We start from the raw sequence: 18,470 nt of genomic DNA on the forward strand, positions 1-18,470 counted from the left end.
GCGGATCAGGCCAGTGCCTGCTCCAGGTCGGTCAGCAGGTCGGCGGGGTCCTCCAGCCCGATCGACAGCCGTACGACACCAGCCGACGGCCGCGCGTCCGGCGGGACCGGCCGGTGGGTCAGCGCGGCCGGGTGCTGGATCAGCGAGTCGACCCCGCCGAGCGACACCGCGTGGGTGAACAGCCGTACCCGCGAGGTCATCCGGGCCGCCGCGTCGTAGCCGCCGGCCAGGTCGAGCGCGACCATCGCGCCGGGACCGCGTAACTGCCGGCCGACCAGCGCGAGCGGGTCGCACTCCGGGAGCCCGGGGTAGCAGACCCGGGCGACCGCCGGGTGTACGGCCAGCCGGGCGACGACCTTCTCCGCCCCCGCCTGCTGAGCGCGCACCCGCACCGGGAGCGTGGGCAGGCCGCGGTGCAGCAGGTAGGCCGACAGCGGGTGCAGCAGCGCCCCGGTGACGGCCCGCACCCGCCGCAGCGCCGCCGCCCAAGGCGCGTCGCAGGCGACGACGCCGCCGACCACATCGCCGTGGCCGCCGAGGTACTTCGTCGCGCTGTGCAGCACGAGCGTGGCCCCGTGTGCCGCGGGGTTCTGTAGGACGGGAGTGGCGAAGGTGTTGTCCACCAGTACGGGGACGCCGTCGGGGCCACCCGCCTGGGCGACGACTGCGGCGATGTCGATGAGCTCCAGGGTGGGGTTGCCGGGCGTCTCCAGCACGACCAGACCGGTGTCGGGGCGGATCGCGTCGGCCACGCCGTCGGCTGGGGCGAAGGTGGTCTCGGTACCCAGCAGCCCGCTGCCGAGCAGGTGGTCAGTCCCGCCGTACAGCGGGCGGACGGCCACCACGTGCCGGCCGCGCTCGCGGGTGGCGGCCAGGACGCTGGCGGTCACCGCGGCCATTCCCGATCCGAAGGCGACCGCCTCGGCGGTGCCCTCGAGGTCGGCCAGTGCTCGCTCGAAGCGAGCCACCGTCGGGTTCCACAACCGCTGGTAGACCAGGCCGCCGGAGTCCAGCGGCGGCCCGCCGCCGGCCATCGACTCGTACGACAGCCCGCCGGCCTCGAGGTCGGGCAGCGGGTAGGTGCTGGACAGATCGATCGGCGGCGCGTGGACCCCGAGGGCGGCGAAGTCGTCGCGTCCGGCGTGCACCGCGCGGGTGTCGAGCCCGGTCATGTGCTCAGAATCGAACGATCATCGGTTGACGTCTAGTGCCGTCGAACTCCTGGTCGCCGGGTCGTTGGTCTGCCGCTGATCGTTCGACCGGATGGGGCATCCTGGGTCCCGTGCCGAACGACGTGCGGAGCGGGCTGGACGACATCGACCGGGCCATCCTGCGCGAGCTGGCCGCCGACGGCCGCCTCGCCAACAACGCCCTGGCCGCCCGGGTCGGAGTGGCTCCCTCGACCTGCCTGACCCGGGTCCGCGCGCTGCGCGAGGCCGGCGTCATCCGGGGCTTCCACGCCGACATCGACCCGGCCGCCCTCGGCCGACCGCTGCAGGCGGTGGTGGCGGTGCGGTTGGGCAGCCACAGTCGCGACCACGTGCTGTCCTTCCACGCCGCGCTGCGCCGCATCCCGGGGGTGATCTCGGTGTTCCACGTGGCCGGGGAGGACGACTACCTGCTGCACGTGGCCACCGACTCCGCGGAGGGGCTGCGCGACCTGGTGCTGGAGCACCTGACCGTCCACCCCGCCGTGCGGCACACCGAGACGCACCTGATCTTCGAGCACATGCGCGGGCGCGGCGCGCTCGACTGAGACTCGCACGACATGCCGCCGTACGACCGCTCAGGCTCGGACGGCGTCGATCGCCTCGAGCAGGGCCTCGGGCGTCGTCGGAGCCCGGAGCGGGGGCAGGCAGCCCGGCGGACCCAGAGCGGCCACCGCGTCACGAAGCGCGAGGAAGGCACTGAAGGACAACAACAACGGCGGCTCGCCGACCGCCTTGCTGCGGTGCACCGTGTCGGAGGTGTTGGGCGACTCCCACAGGCTGACCCGCAGGTCAGGAGGCAGGTCGTGCACCGCAGGGATCTTGTAGGTGCTCGGCGAGAAGGTCGCCAAGGCCCCCGTCTCCGGATGCCACCACAGCTCCTCCTGGGTCAGCCAGCCGACGCCCTGGACGTAGGCGCCCTCGATCTGCCCGCGGTCGATGGCCGGGTTCAGCGACGCACCGACGTCGTGCAGCAGGTCGGCCCGCAGTACCCGGTGCTCGCCGGTGAGGGTGTCCAGGAGCACCTCGCTGACGGCAGCCCCGTAGCTGAAGTAGAAGAACGGCCGGCCCTGGACGCGCTCGAAGTCCCAGTGCAGCCCCGGGGTGGCGTAGAAGCCGTCGCTCCACAGCTGGACCCGGGCTTCGTACGCCGCCTTCACGAACTGCGCGAAGGGCATCGTCCGGTCGCCCGCCCGGACCAGGCCGTTCGCGAGCTCGACGTCGTCGGCAGCGACGGAGTAGCGCTCCACCGCGAACGCGACGAGCCGGTCCCTGATGCGGATCGCGGCGTTCTGGGCCGCGCGGCCGTTGAGGTCCGCGCCGCTGGACGCCGCGGTCGCCGAGGTGTTGGGCACCTTCTGGGTGTCGGTGGCGGTCGCGCGGACCCGCTCCAGGGGGAGCCCGAGCTCGTGCGCCACCACCTGGGCGACCTTGGTGTTGAGCCCCTGCCCCATCTCGGTGCCACCGTGGTTCACCAGCGCGGTGCCGTCGGTGTAGACGTGCACGAGCGCGCCTGCCTGGTTGAGGTGGGACAGGTTGAACGAGATGCCGAACTTCACCGGGGTCAGGGCGATGCCGCGCTTGAGCACCGGGCTGGACTCGTTGAAGCGCGCGACCCCGGCCCGTCGTTCCTCGTAGTCCGACTCCTCGACGAGGCGGTCTACCAGGTCGGCGATGACGTTGTCGGGCACCGTCATGCCGTACGGCGTGACGTTGCGCTCGTCGACGCCGTAGAAGTTGTTGCGCCGCACCACCAACGGGTCCAGGCCGAGGTGACGGGCGATGTCGTCGATGACTGACTCGATGGTCAGGGCACCCTGTGGGCCGCCGAAACCGCGGAAGGCCGTGCTGCTCTGCTTGTTGGTGCGCGCGCAGTATGCGTCCACGCTGACGTCGGGCAGCCAGTAGGCGTTGTCCACGTGGCACAGGGCCCGCGTCATGACCGGGCCGGACAGGTCGGCCGAGTGGCCGCCGTCGGCGAGCATCGTGGCGGACAGCGCGAGGATGCGGCCGTCGTCGTCGAAGCCGACCTCCCAGTCCGACTCGACGGCGTGCCGCTTGCCGGTGACCTGGACGTCCTCGTCCCGGTCGGGGCGTACCTTGACGGGGACGCCGAGGATCCACGCACCCAGGGCCGCGATGCAGGCGAACTGCGCGCTCTGCGACTCCTTGCCGCCGAACCCGCCGCCCATCCGCCGGCAGGTGACCTGGACGTGGTTGACGGGGACGCCGAGGACGCCGCCCACCGCGTGCTGCATCTCGCTGGGGTGCTGCGTGCTGCACAGCACGTGCATCCCGCCGTCCTCCTGCGGAACCGCGTACGCGACCTGGCTCTCGAGGTAGAGGTGCTCCTGGCCGCCGAGCCGCAGCGAGCCGGTGAGACGGTGCGGCGCCGCGGCCAGCGCGGCCGCGCTGTCGCCCCGGGCCATGTGCATCGGCGGGATGACGTAATCGCCGCGCCGGTGCGCCTCGCGCGCCGTGAGGACCGGCGGCTCGGGCTCGATGGTGACCGCGGTGCGGGCCAGCGCGGCGGCGGCCCGGGCCTGGTCACGCGTGCGTGCGACGACGACGAGGACCGGCTGGCCGACGTAGCGGACCCGCCCCTCGACCGTCCCGTCGGGACCGAAGGCCAGCTCTGCGAGCACCGGGTCGTCGGCCACGATCGGCCCGCACTCGTTGGCGCCGGGGATGTCCGCGGCGGTCAGCACCGCGACGACGCCCGGCATCCCCTGCATCTCCGCCAGGTCCAGCCCGACGATCCGGCCGTTCGCCACCGGCGACAGACCGAGGGCGGCGTGCAGGGTGCCGGCCACGACGGGCACGTCGTCGGTGTACGGCGCCGCGCCTGCGACGTGCTGGTGAGCCGCCTCGTGCGGCTGCTCGACACCGACCCGGTCCACCTGCGCCGGGAACGCGACACCGGTCCCCACGGCCGACGCGGTCATGACGCCCCCCAGACGCTCAGGGCCGACTCCGGGACCGGGTCGACCTCGCGGGTCTCCAGCCAGAAGCGCTCGAGCAGGGCCGCGGCGCCGCGGGCCCGGTAGCCGGCGGACGCCCGCAGGTCCGTCATCGGGACGAAGTCGTCGGCCAGCGCGACCTGGGCGTCGTGCACGGTCTCCTCGGTCCACGGCCGGCCCACGACCGCGCGCTCGGCCCGAGCGGCCCGGCGCACCGTCGCGGCCATGCCGCCGAATGCGAAGCGGGCGTCGGCGACGGCGCCGTCGCGGACCCGCAGCGCGAGCCCCGCGGAGACCGCGGAGATGTCGCTGTCGTACCGCTTGGCCACCTTGTAGGCGCGCAGCCGCAGGTCGGGGTCGGGCGGGGGGACGACCACGCAGCGCACGAGCTCCCCCGGGCGCAGGTCAGTGCGCATGTAGTCGAGGTAGAACGACTCCAGCGGGACCGTGCGCTCCTCCCCCGCCCGGTGCAGCACCAGCGAGGCGTCCAGCGCGATCAGCACGGGCGCGGTGTCGCCGATGGGGGAGCCGTTGGCGAGGTTGCCGACGAGGGTCCCGGCCTCGCGGACAGGGCGGGAGGCGAACCTCGAGCCCATCTCGTACAGCTGGGGCCAGCGCTGCGTCAGGGCGGCCCACCCGTCCTCCAGGGAGACGCCCGCGCCGATGTGCAGCCCGTCGGGGCCGTCCTCGACCGACGCCAGCTCGGGGACGGCCCCCAGCCAGACGATCCCGGCCAGGGCCCGGCCGTGCTTGTTGGTCCAGATGCCGACGTCGGTTCCGCCGGCGAGCAGGGTCGCGTCCGGGTGCGCGGCCAGGGTGGCGGCCAGGTCCGCGACCGTACGGGGCGCGTGGAAGGCCGGCGGCCCGCCGTAGTGCAGCGGCGGGTCGGACTCCAGCTGCTCCAGCAGCGGGACGAGCGGGGCCGTGTCGATGCCCGGCGCAGGGTCGTCGAGCATGCGGTGCGCCGCGGCCAGGATGGGGCGGTAGCCGGTGCAGCGGCACAGGTTCCCGGCCAGGTCGTCCTCGATCTGCGCGTGCGTGGGGGTCACCCCGGTGCGGCGCGCCCGCTGGTGCGTCGCCGCCATCGACATCACGAAGCCGGGGGTGCAGAACCCGCACTGGGAGCCGTGCTCCGCGACCAGGGCCTGCTGTGCGGGATGGTCGCCGCCGAGGTCCTCCACGGTCAGCAGCGCGGCGCCGTCGAGGGTGGGCAGGTAGGCCAGGCAGGAGTTGACGGCGCTCAGCTCGACCCACCGGCCACCGGGGTCGTCCCGCGACCCGGCGAGCCGACCGACCAGGACGGTGCAGGCGCCGCAGTCGCCCTCGTTGCAGCCCTCCTTGGTCCCCGTACGCGCCTGCTGCTCGCGCAGCCAGGCCAGGACCGTGGTGGTCGACGGGATCCCCTCGACGCTGCGGATCCCGCCGTCGTGCACGAACCGGATCGGGCGGGAGCCGACGACGGAGGAGGCAGCCCCCGCACCGAGGACGTGCTCGGTCATGGCCTCGACGCTAGTCACCGGAGCGGGCCGTGTCACCGTCTCGGAGCAGGCGCTTGGGTCATGGCCGCGATGCCGGAGGGCAATGTCGGGGCCGGGGAACGACCTGGAGAGGTCGTTCGACGGACGCAATGCTCCGAAGTTTCTTGCACGCACAGGGCGTGGACGACGTTTGCGCAGGTCACACGCCCGGCGTCCAAGGGCACTCCGGGTTCTCCACACGACCGTGCACCGGCTGTCCCCAGGGCGAACCGGCGTTCCCCACACGGTGTCCACAGCGTCGTCCACAGGGCGATCGAACAGAGGACCTCCGGTCCGTTGACGCTCGGCGAACGGCGGACGTAGCGTCGCCACCCGTCGGAGCCCTCGGGATAACGGGCCGGCGTTCACAAGGGGAAGGTGAACGGCGGCTGCGCGACCCGGGGGCTTCCGTCGTCCCCCGGCACTGGTGGAACCTCCGGCCATGCCTCCGCCCACGCGGGTGCGGCCGAACGTTCCACCGGAGGGGGTCACGACGCAGCCGGGGTCCGAGAGGCCGGCACCACCGGGGTCTTCCTCCGGCCGTGGCCCCTCTGCCACGGTGTGCTCCGACGAGTCGGGAGGGGGCACTGGTGCTGGTCGGCCGCGAGGACGAGCGGGACCGCCTGCGCGACGTACTCGACCGCGCTGCGTCCGGACGCGCCGGCGCGCTGCTGCTGATCGGCGAGCCCGGCATCGGCAAGACCTCCCTGCTCGACGCGGCCGAGGCCGATGCCGAGGCCAGCGGCTTCACGGTCGTGCGCACCACCGCGCTGCAGGCCGAGTCCGGTATCAACGGGTCCGGGCTCAGCTCGCTCACCATGGCCCTGACCGGCCGCGTGGCGGGCGACGTGGACGTCGGTCCCTGGCCGCTGCTCCAGGCGCTCGCCGGCGTCGCCGAGTCCGGCCCCCTCGCGGTGTTCGTCGACGACGTGCACTGGCTGGACGACGTGTCGCTGACGTCGCTGGGCTTCGCGGTCCGCAGGCTGCTGGCGGACCCGGTGGCGGTGGTGATGGCCGCGCGTCCGGAGATCGACCGCAGACCCGAGCTGGTCGACGTGCCCCGGCTTTGGGTCGGCCCCCTGGCCGACGACGACGCGGTCGCGGTCCTGGCCCTGGCGTCCCCCAGCACTCCCCCGGACGTGGCCCTCGGCATCGCGCACGCCCTCGGCAACGTCCCGCTCGCCCTGGTGGAGGCCCCGGACCTGCTGGCCGCGGACGTGCTGGCGGGGCGGGTCCCGCTGGACCTGCCGATCCCGGTGGGCCCGTCCGTGCGCGAGCGCTACGCGCGCGGCGTGGCGGACCTCGAGCCGGACGTACGCCGGGCCCTGGTGCTGGCGGCGGCCGACGACTCCGACGACCCGACCGTGCTCGTCGCCGCGCTCGGTCGTCGGGGCCTGGGCCTGGACACGCTGCTGCCCGCGGAGGCGGCGGGCCTGGTGGTGCTCGGACCGGGCGTGGCGTTCCGCCACCCGTTGGTGCGGTCCGCGGTCCATGCCGATGCGACCGCCGACGAACGACGTGAGGCGCACCGGGTGCTCGCGGAGGAGTACCACGACCGAGGGGACCTGTCCCGCTACGCCCGGCACGCGTCCGACGCGACGGTCGGCGCCGACCCGGTCCTGGCCGAGGCCCTGGAGCGGGAGGCGGGGATCCTCGCCGGGTCCAGCAGCGGCGCGCTGGCCGCGTCCGTCGCGGAGCGGGCCGCGACCCTCAGCGCCACGCCCGCGGACCGCTGGCGCCGGCTCACCCTGGCCGCGGAGCTCTACCCGGCCACCGAGGCCGGCGCGCGACGGGCCTGGCAGGTCATCGAGGGCGCCGACGACGCCGACCTGGTGGCCCGGGCGGTGCTGGCGCTCAGCGACCAGGACATCTACAGCGAGCGGGCCGCCGTCCTGCTCGACGACGTGTTGGACCGGCCGTTGTCCCCCGACGTCGAACAGCGGGCGCTCGCCAGCCGGATCTGGTCCGCGCTGCAGGAGGACGACCTGCCGACCCTGCGCCGGCTGGCCGACCGCACGTTCGACCGGGCCGCGGACGGCGCACCGGGGGCCGGGCCGTCCTGGCGGCTGTGCTTCGCCATCGGCTCCGCGTACACCTCCCGGGGGGAGCACCGGGAGGCGGCCACCTGGCTGCGACGGGCGCGCGACCTCAGCGACCCGCTCGGGGCCGAGGGCGTGCCCGTGGGCGACCTGTTCGACTGGGCCACGGTCACCGGGTGGCTGGGCGAGGACCCGATGGCGCACCGGGCTCGGATCTCCGCGGCCTGCCGGCGCTGGCGACGCATCGCCGACCCCCTGTCGGTGATCGCCGCCGAGGTGCTGTCCTCGGAGATGGCCCGTCGGGACGGCCTGTGGGAGCGCGCGGTGGCGCACGCCGAGGCGGGCCTGTCGCTGGGCCCGATCGCGGGCACGCTGTACGGCAGCGCCGGGCACCGGCTCGCCGCCGTGACCGCCGCCCGCGGCGAGCGCGAGCGCACCGACCGCGCGATCCGCGAGACCGAGCGGGTCTTCGAGCTGTCCGGGATGCGCTCGGAACGGCACTGGGTGGACTACACGTACGGCCTGCTCGGGCTGACCCTGGGCGATCTGGACGCGGCGATGACCCGGCTGGAGCGGCTGCGTGGCGCCCGGCTGCTCGGCCGCGGCGCCCGCGACGCCGTCGCCAACGGGCTGGCTCTGCTGGTGGAGGCGTACGCCGGCGCCGGTCGGCCCTCCGACGCGCGGGAGGTCGCGCGCGAGCTCGGCGACTGGCTGGACGGCATCGTGGACCGGTACGGGCTCGCCCTCGTCCACCGGGTGCACGCCGTCGCGGGCGGCGACGACCCCGAGGTCCACTTCCGGGCCGCGCTGGCCGAGCACGACCGGTCCGACGAGCCGTTCGAGGCCGCCCGCACCCGGCTGCTGTACGGGGAGTGGCTGCGCCGGTCCCGGCAGCCGTCCGCGGCCCGCGAGCACCTGCGGGCGGCGCTGGAGGCGTTCGACGCGGTGCGGGCCGGTCCGTGGGCCGAGCGGGCGCGCCGCGAGCTCGCCGCGGCCGGCGAGTCACCCCGGGGGACGGTGCCTCCGCCGGGTCCCGCGGGCGAGGAGCTGACCGCGCAGGAGCTGCGGGTGGCCATGGCGGTCGCCGACGGCATGAGCAACGCCGAGGTGGCGGCCGCGCTGTTCCTCAGCGTGAAGACCGTGGAGTTCCACCTGACCCGGGTGTACCGCAAGCTCGGGGTGCGTTCGCGCGGCGGTGTCGCCCGGGCCCTGAGCGGGTCCGGCGCGGTGGCCTGACGCTCAGTTGCCTGACGCTACCACGACCCGAAGTCACAGCCAAGGTCACAGCCACCAGCAACGCTCCAATCACTCAAGCGTTGCGCTCACCGATTGAATCTGCCGGCCCGGGAGGGTGGCCGAAGGTGCCACCAGCGCGTCGGGGGGCCGGTGGAGTGGATCTTCCGCGGAAGATCCACTCCACCGGTTCCCCCTACCGTCCCGCCGCGGGACGTCCGGTGACGGTGGTGACCGCCAGGCCTCGGGTGCGCACCAGCAGGGGCACGACCACGACGCGGGTGCCCTTCGCCGCGGCGGGCAGCCGCCACGTCGCGGTGCGGACCTTGCCGCGACCGGTCACCGGCAGGGTCGCGCGGGCCAGCACCGTCGTGCCCCGTACCGCGGTCCAGACCGCCTTGAGGCTGTCGCCGAACGCCACGCCCTGCACCGAGATCCGGGCCATGGCGACCCGCTGCCGGGCCACCGTGCGGACCTTCACGCCCCGGACCTTGAGCGTGGGCGACGCCGCCGCGCGCAGCGACACGGCCTGCCGGCCGGACGGGCCGGTGACCGTGACCGACCCGCCGAGCCGGTCCCACCGGGACGGCCGCAGGGTGGTCGTCCCGGTCCCGAGCGCCACGGTGGCCGTGGCGGTCGAGGAGGCCGTGCCGTGGGCTCCGGTCAGGGTCAGCGTGGCGGTGACCGGTCGGCCGGAGTGCTCGACCACGACCTCACCCGTCCGCGTCACGCCGACCTCGTCGGTGCCGGCGGCCGCCCCGGGGACGGTGAGGGACGCCGTCCGGGTGCCGCCGCTCCCGTCCGGCCCGGCGGCCTCGACCACGACGGACCCGGGCACTGTCCCGTGCTCCAGTCCGACCGAGCCGGCGCTGGGGTCGAGGGTCATCGTCGCCTCCCGCCCCGGGGCGCTGGGCAGCGACACGGCTGCACCGAAGCCGTCGGCCAGCACCGTCTGCCGGTAGGTGCCTCCGGCGGTGCCGGACACGTCGACCTCGACCGGACCGGCGCCGGCGTCGACGAACCAGCCGTCCCCCGACGGGCCGGTGCCGGCGTCCAGCATCGGGGCGACGGCCCTAGCGCGGATCGCGGTGATGCGCGCCGGATCCGACGTGCCAGGCCCGCTGCCGAACACGAGCAGGAGCGCGTTCTCGGCGTCCCCGGGCTTGGAGAACTTCGGCAGCGTCACGCTGGTCGGGATGCTGCCGGCCGGCATCAGCGCCATGCCGCGCACCTGGCCACCGGCTCCGGGGTTCGACAGCGTCGAGCCGGGAAGCGACCAGTCGCCATCGGCCTGCACGTGCAGCACGCTGTTCGCGAGGGCGGCCGCGTGTGCCGCATCGCCCGATCCCGGCGCCTCCTCCGCCGAGGTGTACGGGACGTTCGGGTCGTACACGTCGACGTCCCAGGCGCCGGAGCCGGCCGGGCGCACGTCGTGCACGAGCACCACGTGGAAGCCGCCTCCGGCCAACGCCAGCACGGGGAGGTCTCCCGAGGTGCGGGCCTTGGCGATCGCGGCACTCAGCTGGTCCGGCGTCATGGCCTCCGTGACGCCCCGCGCCTCGAAGTACGCGTGCCCGAACTGCGTGGACAGTTGAGTCAGGTGCAACGCAGCGATGCGGTGCCGTAGCGAGTCGCTGGGGCCGCCGGGCCCGGTCAGGTGCCAGGCGTCCGGCGCCCCGGCGGGCGCGTACGCCGCCAGCTTCTTCGGGTCGCGCAGCTCGAGGGCCGTCGCGCTCATCCCGTAGCAGGCACCGTCGAAGACGGCGTTGGCGACGCCGAGCACGATGCCGGCCTCCGGCGAGGGGACGGGGGTGGGTATGTCGATGCCCGGGAACAGCGTGATGTGGAAGAAGGCGCTGACGCCGAACGCACTGACCACGTCACCGAAGTCGAACCCGGGTCGGTAGTTCCGAAACGCGAAGCCTGTGGTGTTGCGGACCGTTCGTACGGTCACCGGACCACCGGTGGCGGTCCCGAACCAGTCCGAGCGGACGTGGACCGCGCCCGAGGTGGCGTCGCGGGGCACGGAGAGGTTCACCGACGAGCCGTCGACAGCCAGGTTCACCGGCTGCCAAGCGGCGGACCCGACCTTCACCGTTGTACCCGGGCACAGCCGGACCGGCGGTGCGACGCCGACGGTAAGGCGCGCGAACGGCGGCGTGGTGTGCTCGTCGCTCGTTGCGACCGCGCGCTCAGGCCGGACGACGCTCGGGGTCGGGGTCAACCGCGGACGGTGCACCGTGACGGCGATCTGCCGAGTGATGCTGCGCCCACCGCCGGAAAGCGTGAGCCGCACCGTCGTCGTCGCGGTGTCGGCCGGGAGCTTCGCGGAGTCGACCGTGACCAGCAGCGCGTGGGATGCCGAGTTCACGTTGACACCGGTGACGAACGGGGAGCTGGTGGACGTCGTCTCGCTGACCAGCGGGGGCTGGTCGGAGTTCGGGATCTGGTTCCACTGCGTGCGCAGCTTCACCGACAGTCCGGGCACGGGTGGCTGCACGGCGAGGGTGAGGACGCCAGGCGACGTGGGCGGGAACGCCACGACCCCAAGGGGGACCAGGCCGCACACCGGGACATCCAGGGTCGCCGGGGCCTGCAGGACCAGCGAGGTCGAGACGGTGACGACGTACGTCACCGAGTGCGGGACGGTCCCGGTCGCCGCGTCCACCGGCGTAGCGGTCACGGTCACGGTCCCGGACGTCCCGTCGGTGCCCTCGGCGGCGGTGAACGTGAGCAGTCCGCCACCCTGGTTCGGGGTCACGGTCCCGGCGACGCCGGCGGGCAGCCCGGTGACCGACCAGGTCACCTGACCCGCCGACCCGTTGACCGGGGCGACCGTCAGCTGCTCGGGCTTGCTGGTGCCGCCCTCGAGCACGCTCACCTTGCCACCTGTCCCGGCAGGCTGGGTGAGGGTGAAGTCGGGTGGCAGCGGCACCGTCACGGGCGTCCAGGTGATGTCGTCGACCCAGAAGCGGAACCCGATCGCGGCCTGGTTGGCCGGGCGGATCCGGAAAGCGGTGATGGTCGGCTGCGGCGCGGTGACGGTCAGGGAACCGACCGCACCGGTCGCCGTTGCCGAGGCCAGCAGCTCGTTGCCGGAGTCGAACGCCTCCAGGACGAACGAGGTCGTGGCCTGGGAGGTGCCGTACCCGCCGAACCGCAGCGACACCGACCCGGTGGAGCCGGAGGTGAGCTGGCCGAACAGCCCGCCGGGCAGGTCGAACTCACCGCCGGGGCACCAGGGCACGACCGCGTTCGGGGCGGACGGCGGCGACGCGTCGGCGACGACCCGCGGGGTGCAGCTGTAGGACAGGTTGGTGACGTTGGGGTCGGGGTTGAACCGGACCTCGGGGTACACGGTCGCGGCCGACTGGCCGACGACAGCGGGGGGACCGTCGAAGGTGATCGTCACCGGGCCCTCCGCCGAGGCCGCGACCGAAGGCAGCAGCGTGACGACGAGCGCGACGCACGCGAGCACGGCGGTGCTGCGGAGTATCGGGCCACGGTCGCGGCCTCGGCGGGTCATCACGTCACCGCACCCGGATCTGGACGACGTCGGACTCGTAGCCGGAGGCGGAGGCCACCAGCGTGTAGACGCCCTTCGCGGTGGACTTCGGCACCGAGAACGTGGCGACCCCGCTGCTGTTGGTGGTGACCAGCTTGCCGAGGAAACCGACCTTGACGCCGTTCATCGGAAGACAGGTCTCGGTGACCTTGACGGTCACCAGCCCCTTCTTGCCGGCCCGCAGCGGCGACGGCTTCGTCGTGACCGAGGCGTTCAGCGACGGCAGGACCGACGCGTACCAGAGCCGGTCGTCGGAGCCGATGGACGCGTTCAGCCACAGGTGCAGGGCCTCCCCGGCGGCCCCGGGAACCCGGGCGCTGCCACGGGTCTGCGGCGCGGCGCCGATCTGCCACACGTTGGTGTACTTGCCCTTGATCGCGGGCACGGGCACCGCCCTGGGGGTGGTGCAGCCCCCGCGGATGCGCAGGGCCCGGATGGAGGGGTTGGCGCGGGTGCCTGCGGCGTCGACGATCGCCGCCCACAGGACGCCGCTGGCGCTGGAGGTCAGCGTCACGTGCTGGACGTCGTACGCGCCGGGGATGATGCGCGCGGTCGAGCTGCCCGCCTGCCAGAGGCGGACGGCCTTGCTGTTTGGGGCGTCGCGGTAGGCGACCCACAGGGAGCCGTCGGCCGCGCTGGCCACGCCGACCGGCTGGCCGTCCAACGACACGGTTCCGTCGGCCTGCGCCGAGCCCGGGGCGGTGAGGACCGGGCCGAGGGACGGCAGCACCTTCTGCGCGTGGACGCCCGCCTCGGCGGCGCTGGACCCGAACGACGACCACACCACCCAGACCGAGATGCCGGGCGAGCTGACGCCGACGGTCACGTTTCTCACCCCGGACCCGGTGTCGGCGGTCGCGCCGTCCTCGGTGGGTGCCGGGATGCCCGCCTCCGGGCCGACGTGGAAGCTGGCGTGGGTCGAACTGCTGCCGGTGAACGCGGCCAGCACGCGGTCGCACGCGTCCGTCTCGGCGGCCCCCAGTCCGTAGGTGCTGACGGCCTGACGGGTGTAGCTGTACGAGCCGGTGGAGTCGACCGACCACGACTCGCCCCCGTCGGAGTCGGCGCCGTAGACGACCCCCTGGGACAGCGGGTCGGTCGTGTCGGTGGTGCGGTTCCCTGCAAACAGCAGTCGCTGGCGCCAGGTACCCGGCTGGCCGCACGCGGAGTTCACCGCGGCGACCCGGGTATTGAGGTCGTGCCACCCGGACAGCACGGTGGTGCTGGCGCCGGCGCCGCCACCGGTGATCACGATGCGGCCCCGGATCGACCAGGTGCCGTCGGTGTCGCGCTGCGGCCAGAAGAGCCGCAGCACCGGGGTCGGGTCCTGCGACGGCACGCTGCCCCGGAGGAACGCGGGGGTCGTGGTGCTGTCGACCGGGCCGGACACGGCGGTCCAGCCGGACGCAACGGCGCGGGACATGGGGGCGTCCGCGGCGGGGGCCGGCTGTGCGCCGGCGACGGGGGCCGGCTGTGCGCCGGCGACGGGGGCAAGGGTCGGACTCAGCACGGTCGCCACGGCGGCGGTCACCGCGGTGACGACGGCTGCGCGGCGGGACAGCGGTCGCATCGCTCCTCCTCGAGGTGCCGGACCGTGGTGGTCCGGACCGTCGCGACGCTAGGAACCAGCGACCCACCCCGGCTTCCGAGGAATCCCTAGTCCCGCCGACCCGGGTCTCTCCGGGGTCACGGGTATCTCCGGGGACCCGCGTCTCTCCGGGGACCCGGGTCTCTCCGGGATCACGGGTCTCTCCGGGGACCCGGGTCTCTCCGGGGAGCCGAGTCTCTCCGGGTGCTCCGGGTCCCGGGGACGCCGGCGGGGACGCCCGCACCGGCCAGCCGAACGCGGTCACGCGGGACTGGTGGAACGTCCGGCCATGCCGCCGCGCCGCGGCGGCGGCCGGACGTTCCACCTGCGGGGGTTGGCGGGGCGGTGGGGGTTCGCGCGACCCGTGGGGTACGCGGGGCCATGCCCCGGGCGCCCCCGGGCGCAGGGCGCCACCCGGGGAGCCCCGCCGGAGTCAGCGGCCGGTGAAGCGGGGCGGGCGGCGCTCGCGGGCGGCCGCCAGGCCCTCCTGCAGGTCCTCGGTGGCCAGCGTGACCGACTGGGCCAGCGCCTCCCACTGCAGGGCCTGGCCGAAGGAGGCGTGCCCGCCGTCGCGCAGCGCGACCGTGGTGAGCCGGGTCGCCACCGGAGCCGCTGCGGCGATCCCCCGGGCCGTCTCCAGCACGCGGTCCAGCAGCTCGGCGTCGCCGTACGTCGCCGACGCCAGCCCCAGCCGCACCATCTCCTCGGCACCGACCCGGCGCCCGGTGAGCAGCAGGTCGCGCGCGACGGCAGGCCCGACCACCTGGGGCAGCAGGTACGTGGTCGCCATCCCCGGGTGCATGCCGAGGGACGTGAACGGCACCGAGAACGACGCCGACTCCCCGGCGTACCGCAGGTCGCAGGCCAGGGCCACGCACGCTCCGGCGCCCACGGCGGGCCCGTTGACCGCGGCGATCGTGGGCACCTCGACCCGGCGCAGGGACAGCCACCCCTCGTAGAACGGCAGCATCCGGGCCCGCAGCTCCTCGACGCTGGCGTGCGGCTCGGCCCCGATCCAGCCGATGTCGCCGCCGGAGCAGAACGCCCGGCCCGCGCCGGTGACGACGACGCACCGCACGGTGCGGTCGGCGGCCAGCGCGGCGGTCAGCCGCCGCCACGAGGCGGACATCGGCCCGGACATCGCGTTGCGGCGCTCGGGGTTGGTGAGCGTCACCAGCACCACGCCGTCCGAGGGCCGCTCGACGGTGAGGTGGTCGGTGGCCGGGTCGTACCCGGCGGGGTCCACAAGCGGGCTGGCGGCGGGGCCGGCGGGCGCCGAGACCTCGGGGGCGGGGGTCGTCATGCGGGGCAGGCTAGTGCGGCCGAGCGAGCCGGCGACCGTGGGGACTCTCACGAACTCGACCACCACGAATCGGTATAAAAATGTACGAATCGGGCGGCGACACGGCGGCGCTCCCCGGAATCCGCCCACGGCTGCCGTAGGGTGACCGGCGTTGCGCAGGGCCCGGCCCCCACCGGCCGCGCGCGCCGCCGGCGGACCGCGCCGGCGAGGACCAGACCCGGGCGGGCGCCGACCCCGACCGTGTAACCACAGGAGGCACCATGTCGGAGAGCTACACCGGCGAGGCGTACTGCGTGAAGTGCAAGGAGAAGCGCGAGTTCACCGGCCACGTCGAGGAGACGAACGGCCGCCGCTTCGCCAAGGGCGTGTGCCCCGTCTGCGGCACCAAGGTCACCCGGATCCTCGGCAAGGCCTGAGCCGCTCCACGATCCACCCCGGGACCCGGGTCCGTACGCCGCCGACCGCGACGTACGACCCGGGTCCTGGTGCGTCCGGAGGCGGTTAGCCTGCGCGGCATGACCGCTCCCGCCTCCCGCGACCCCGCCGTGCGGGCCGACCTGCTGGCCGCGGTCGAGGCCTCCGCCGACGGCCTGCTGGCCGCCTGCACCGAACTGCTCGCCATCCCGTCGGTCGGCGGGACGCCGGGCGAGGTGGCGGCCCAGGCCTGGCTGGCCGACCGCTGGCGGGCCGAGGGGCTCGAGGTCGACCACTGGCCCATCGACGTGGCGGCCACGACCGCGGAGCCGGAGTTCCCCGGCGCCGAGGTCGAGCGCACCGAGGCCTGGGGGCTGGTGGCCCGCTCCCCGGGGACCGGCGGCGGGCCGGTCCTGCTCTTCGACGGGCACAGCGACGTGGTGCCGCCGGGCGACGGCGCGGCCTGGACGGGTGACCCCTTCGCGCCGCGGCGGGAGGTGCGGGACGGCCGGGACAGCCTGGTCGCCCGCGGCGCGTGCGACATGAAGTGCGGTCTGGTCGCCGCCTGGTTCGCGGTCCGCGCGCTGCGGACGGTGGGCATCCGGCTGTGCGGGGATGTGCTGCTGGCCTCGGTCGTCGGCGAGGAGGACGGCGGGCTGGGGACGTACGCCATGCTGCGGCGCGGCGTACGCGCCGACCTGTGCGTGCTGCCCGAACCGACGTCGCTGGACGTGATCCCGGCCAACGGCGGAGCCCTCACCTTCCGGCTGCGGGTGCCGGGCTCGGCCATCCACGCGGCGCGGCGGGCCGAGGGGGTCAGCGCGGTGGAGAAGTTCGTTCCGGTGCTGGCGGCGCTGCAGGACCTGGAGGCGCGTCGCAACGCCGAGGTCGACCCGGTGATGTCTCGCTGGCCGGTGGCGTATCCGCTGTCCGTGGGCACCGTGCACGCGGGCGACTGGGCGTCGACGGTGCCGGACCTGCTGGTCGCGGAGGGCCGGCTGGGTGTCGCGCTCGGGGAGTCCGTGGCGCAGGCGCGGGCGGCGCTGGAGGAGGCCGTGGCGCGGGCGTGCGCGGCCGACCCGTGGCTGGCCGAGCACCCGGTCGAGGTGGAGTGGTGGGGCGGGCAGTTCGCCTCCGGTAGGACCGCTGCGGGGCACCCGCTGATCGACGCGGTGCGGTCCGCGCACGCGGAGGCCTCCGGGGGCGCGTCCGAGGCGCAGGTGTACGGCGCCCCGTACGGCTCGGACCTGAGGCTGCTCACCGGGCTCGGGGGGATCCCGACGGTGCAGTACGGGCCCGGGGACACGGCGGTCGCGCATGCCGCCGACGAGTATGTCGCGGTGGACGACGTGCTGGTGGCGACCCGGGCGCTGGCACTGCTCGCCCTGGACTCCTGCGCCTGACCACCCGTCCCCGCCGGGCTCTAGCACGACCGGCCTGGGGACGGCACCGTGCGATCCCCAGGCGGGCCGTCGCAGCATGCGGCCCGTGCCGACCGATCCCACTGCCGGGCTACCGCGCCGCCCGCGCCGGCGGCCCGACGTCCCCCTGCTGTGGCGCGCCGACGACGAGCTCCAGGTCGGCGTCGCCCCCGCACCGGTGGCCGTGCTGTCCCCGGTGACCCGTGCGGAGGCGCGCTGGCTGGTGGGGCTCGACGGGCTGCGCCGCCTGGACCAGGCCGTGGCCGACGCCTCCGCCGAGTACGGGCTGCCAACCGCCCGCGCCCTCTCGCTGCTGCGCTCCCTGACCGGCGCCTGCGCACTCGACGACGCCGCCGAGAGACCCGGGTATGCCGCCCTGCTCACGCCCGACGACCGGCTGCGCCTGGGCGTGGACCGCTCCGCGCTCGTGCAGGCATATGGCGACGTCACCGCCGGCGACCGGGTCCTGGCGGCGCGATCGCGCGCCCGGGTGCAGGTGCTGGGCACCGGCCGGGTCGGGTCCGCCCTCGCCCCCCTCCTCGCCGCCGCGGGCGTCGGCACGGTGGACATCGTCGACGAGCCGGTGGGACGGCCGGCGGGCCCCGCGGACCTGACCCCGGCAGGGCTCCGCCCGGCGGCGGTCCGCCGGGACGCCGCCGCGCAGGTGCGCGACCTGGTCCGCGCAGTGGCGCCCGCCATCACCGCCGCGGTCGCCGGCCCGGACCTCGTCGTGCTGGCCCCCGCCTGCCACCCGGACGCGATCGACGCCACCTCCGCGCTCGCCCAGGACCTCCCTCACCTGCCGGTCGCGGCGTACGGCGGGCGCGCCGTCGTCGGCCCGCTGGTGCTGCCCGGTCGCACCGGCTGCCTGCGCTGCGCGGACCTGCGCAGGGCGGACGCCGACCCGGCGTGGCCGCGCATGGCGGTTCAGCTCGCGCACCTGCGACCGGGCGTCGTCCCTGTGGACGTCGGCCTCGCCACCGCGGCCGCCGCACTGGCCAGCCTGCGCGCGCTGGCCTGGATCGACGCGGCGGTCGAGGACCCGGACTCCCGCCCGACGGCCCGACCCGCGCACGGCGACGGAACGGCGTACGCATGGGAGGTGCGCATCCCGGGTCCGCTGGTGCGCCGAATCGCCCACCCACCGCACCCGCTGTGCGGCTGCCGGTGGACCTGACCGCGGCCTCCGGCGATACCGGGGCGCGGATCCGCCCGGGCGGGG

General features: G+C 75.0%; 11 protein-coding genes. 5 read left to right on the top strand and 6 right to left on the bottom strand.

The window, feature by feature from the left end; translation table 11 throughout:
* Positions 1-5 precede the first annotated feature (5 nt).
* Complete coding sequence (locus tag R2737_02305; GenBank protein MEZ5115076.1) at positions 6-1,172, bottom strand: PLP-dependent aspartate aminotransferase family protein; 1,167 nt, start codon at positions 1,170-1,172, stop codon at positions 6-8.
* 110 nt (positions 1,173-1,282) lie between these two features.
* Between R2737_02305 and R2737_02310 the strand changes: the two genes are divergently transcribed.
* A complete protein-coding gene (locus tag R2737_02310) occupies positions 1,283-1,756 on the top strand; it encodes an Lrp/AsnC family transcriptional regulator (protein MEZ5115077.1) in 474 nt (157 codons plus the stop codon).
* A 30-nt stretch (positions 1,757-1,786) separates the two neighbouring features.
* On the opposite strand, the gene xdhB is transcribed toward R2737_02310, so the two are convergent.
* Both xdhB and xdhA read right to left on the bottom strand, forming a co-directional pair.
* A complete protein-coding gene (gene xdhB, locus R2737_02315; GenBank protein MEZ5115078.1) occupies positions 1,787-4,153 on the bottom strand; it encodes a xanthine dehydrogenase molybdopterin binding subunit in 2,367 nt (788 codons plus the stop codon).
* On the bottom strand, positions 4,150-5,667 hold the full coding sequence (xdhA, locus tag R2737_02320; protein MEZ5115079.1) for a xanthine dehydrogenase small subunit: 1,518 nt from the start codon (positions 5,665-5,667) through the stop codon (positions 4,150-4,152). The genes xdhB and xdhA overlap by 4 nt, the downstream gene beginning before the upstream one ends.
* Positions 5,668-6,275: 608 nt before the next feature.
* On the opposite strand from xdhA, the gene R2737_02325 reads away from it, so the two are divergent.
* Entirely contained in the window at positions 6,276-8,960 is a 2,685-nt protein-coding gene (locus R2737_02325) for an AAA family ATPase (protein ID MEZ5115080.1), read from the top strand.
* Positions 8,961-9,153: 193 nt separating this feature from the next.
* Here the strand turns inward: R2737_02325 and R2737_02330 are convergent, their stop codons facing one another.
* The 3 genes from R2737_02330 to R2737_02340 all read right to left on the bottom strand — a co-directional run bounded on the left by R2737_02330 (position 9,154) and on the right by R2737_02340 (position 15,413).
* The gene (locus tag R2737_02330; GenBank protein MEZ5115081.1) at positions 9,154-12,483 is read right to left on the bottom strand and encodes a hypothetical protein; all 3,330 of its coding nucleotides are present in this window, start codon (positions 12,481-12,483) and stop codon (positions 9,154-9,156) included.
* Between the two features lie 4 nt (positions 12,484-12,487).
* Positions 12,488-14,092: a hypothetical protein gene (locus R2737_02335; GenBank protein MEZ5115082.1), complete on the bottom strand. Its 1,605-nt coding sequence runs from the start codon at positions 14,090-14,092 to the stop codon at positions 12,488-12,490.
* Positions 14,093-14,543: 451 nt separating this feature from the next.
* Complete coding sequence (locus R2737_02340) at positions 14,544-15,413, bottom strand: enoyl-CoA hydratase-related protein (protein ID MEZ5115083.1); 870 nt, start codon at positions 15,411-15,413, stop codon at positions 14,544-14,546.
* 260 nt (positions 15,414-15,673) lie between these two features.
* On the opposite strand from R2737_02340, the gene R2737_02345 reads away from it, so the two are divergent.
* The 3 genes from R2737_02345 (at position 15,674) to R2737_02355 (ending at position 18,425) form a co-directional block, all read left to right on the top strand.
* Positions 15,674-15,829 (top strand): DUF5679 domain-containing protein, encoded by a 156-nt coding sequence (locus R2737_02345; protein MEZ5115084.1) that lies wholly within the window; start codon positions 15,674-15,676, stop codon positions 15,827-15,829.
* A 99-nt stretch (positions 15,830-15,928) separates the two neighbouring features.
* Positions 15,929-17,230 (top strand): ArgE/DapE family deacylase, encoded by a 1,302-nt coding sequence (locus tag R2737_02350; protein MEZ5115085.1) that lies wholly within the window; start codon positions 15,929-15,931, stop codon positions 17,228-17,230.
* Positions 17,231-17,315: 85 nt separating this feature from the next.
* Positions 17,316-18,425, top strand: coding sequence for a TOMM precursor leader peptide-binding protein (locus tag R2737_02355; GenBank protein ID MEZ5115086.1), 1,110 nt, complete (start codon positions 17,316-17,318; stop codon positions 18,423-18,425).
* Positions 18,426-18,470: the final 45 nt, after the last annotated feature.

Source organism: Candidatus Nanopelagicales bacterium (assembly GCA_041393815.1).
GTDB lineage: Bacteria > Actinomycetota > Actinomycetes > S36-B12 > JAWKJK01 > JAWKJK01.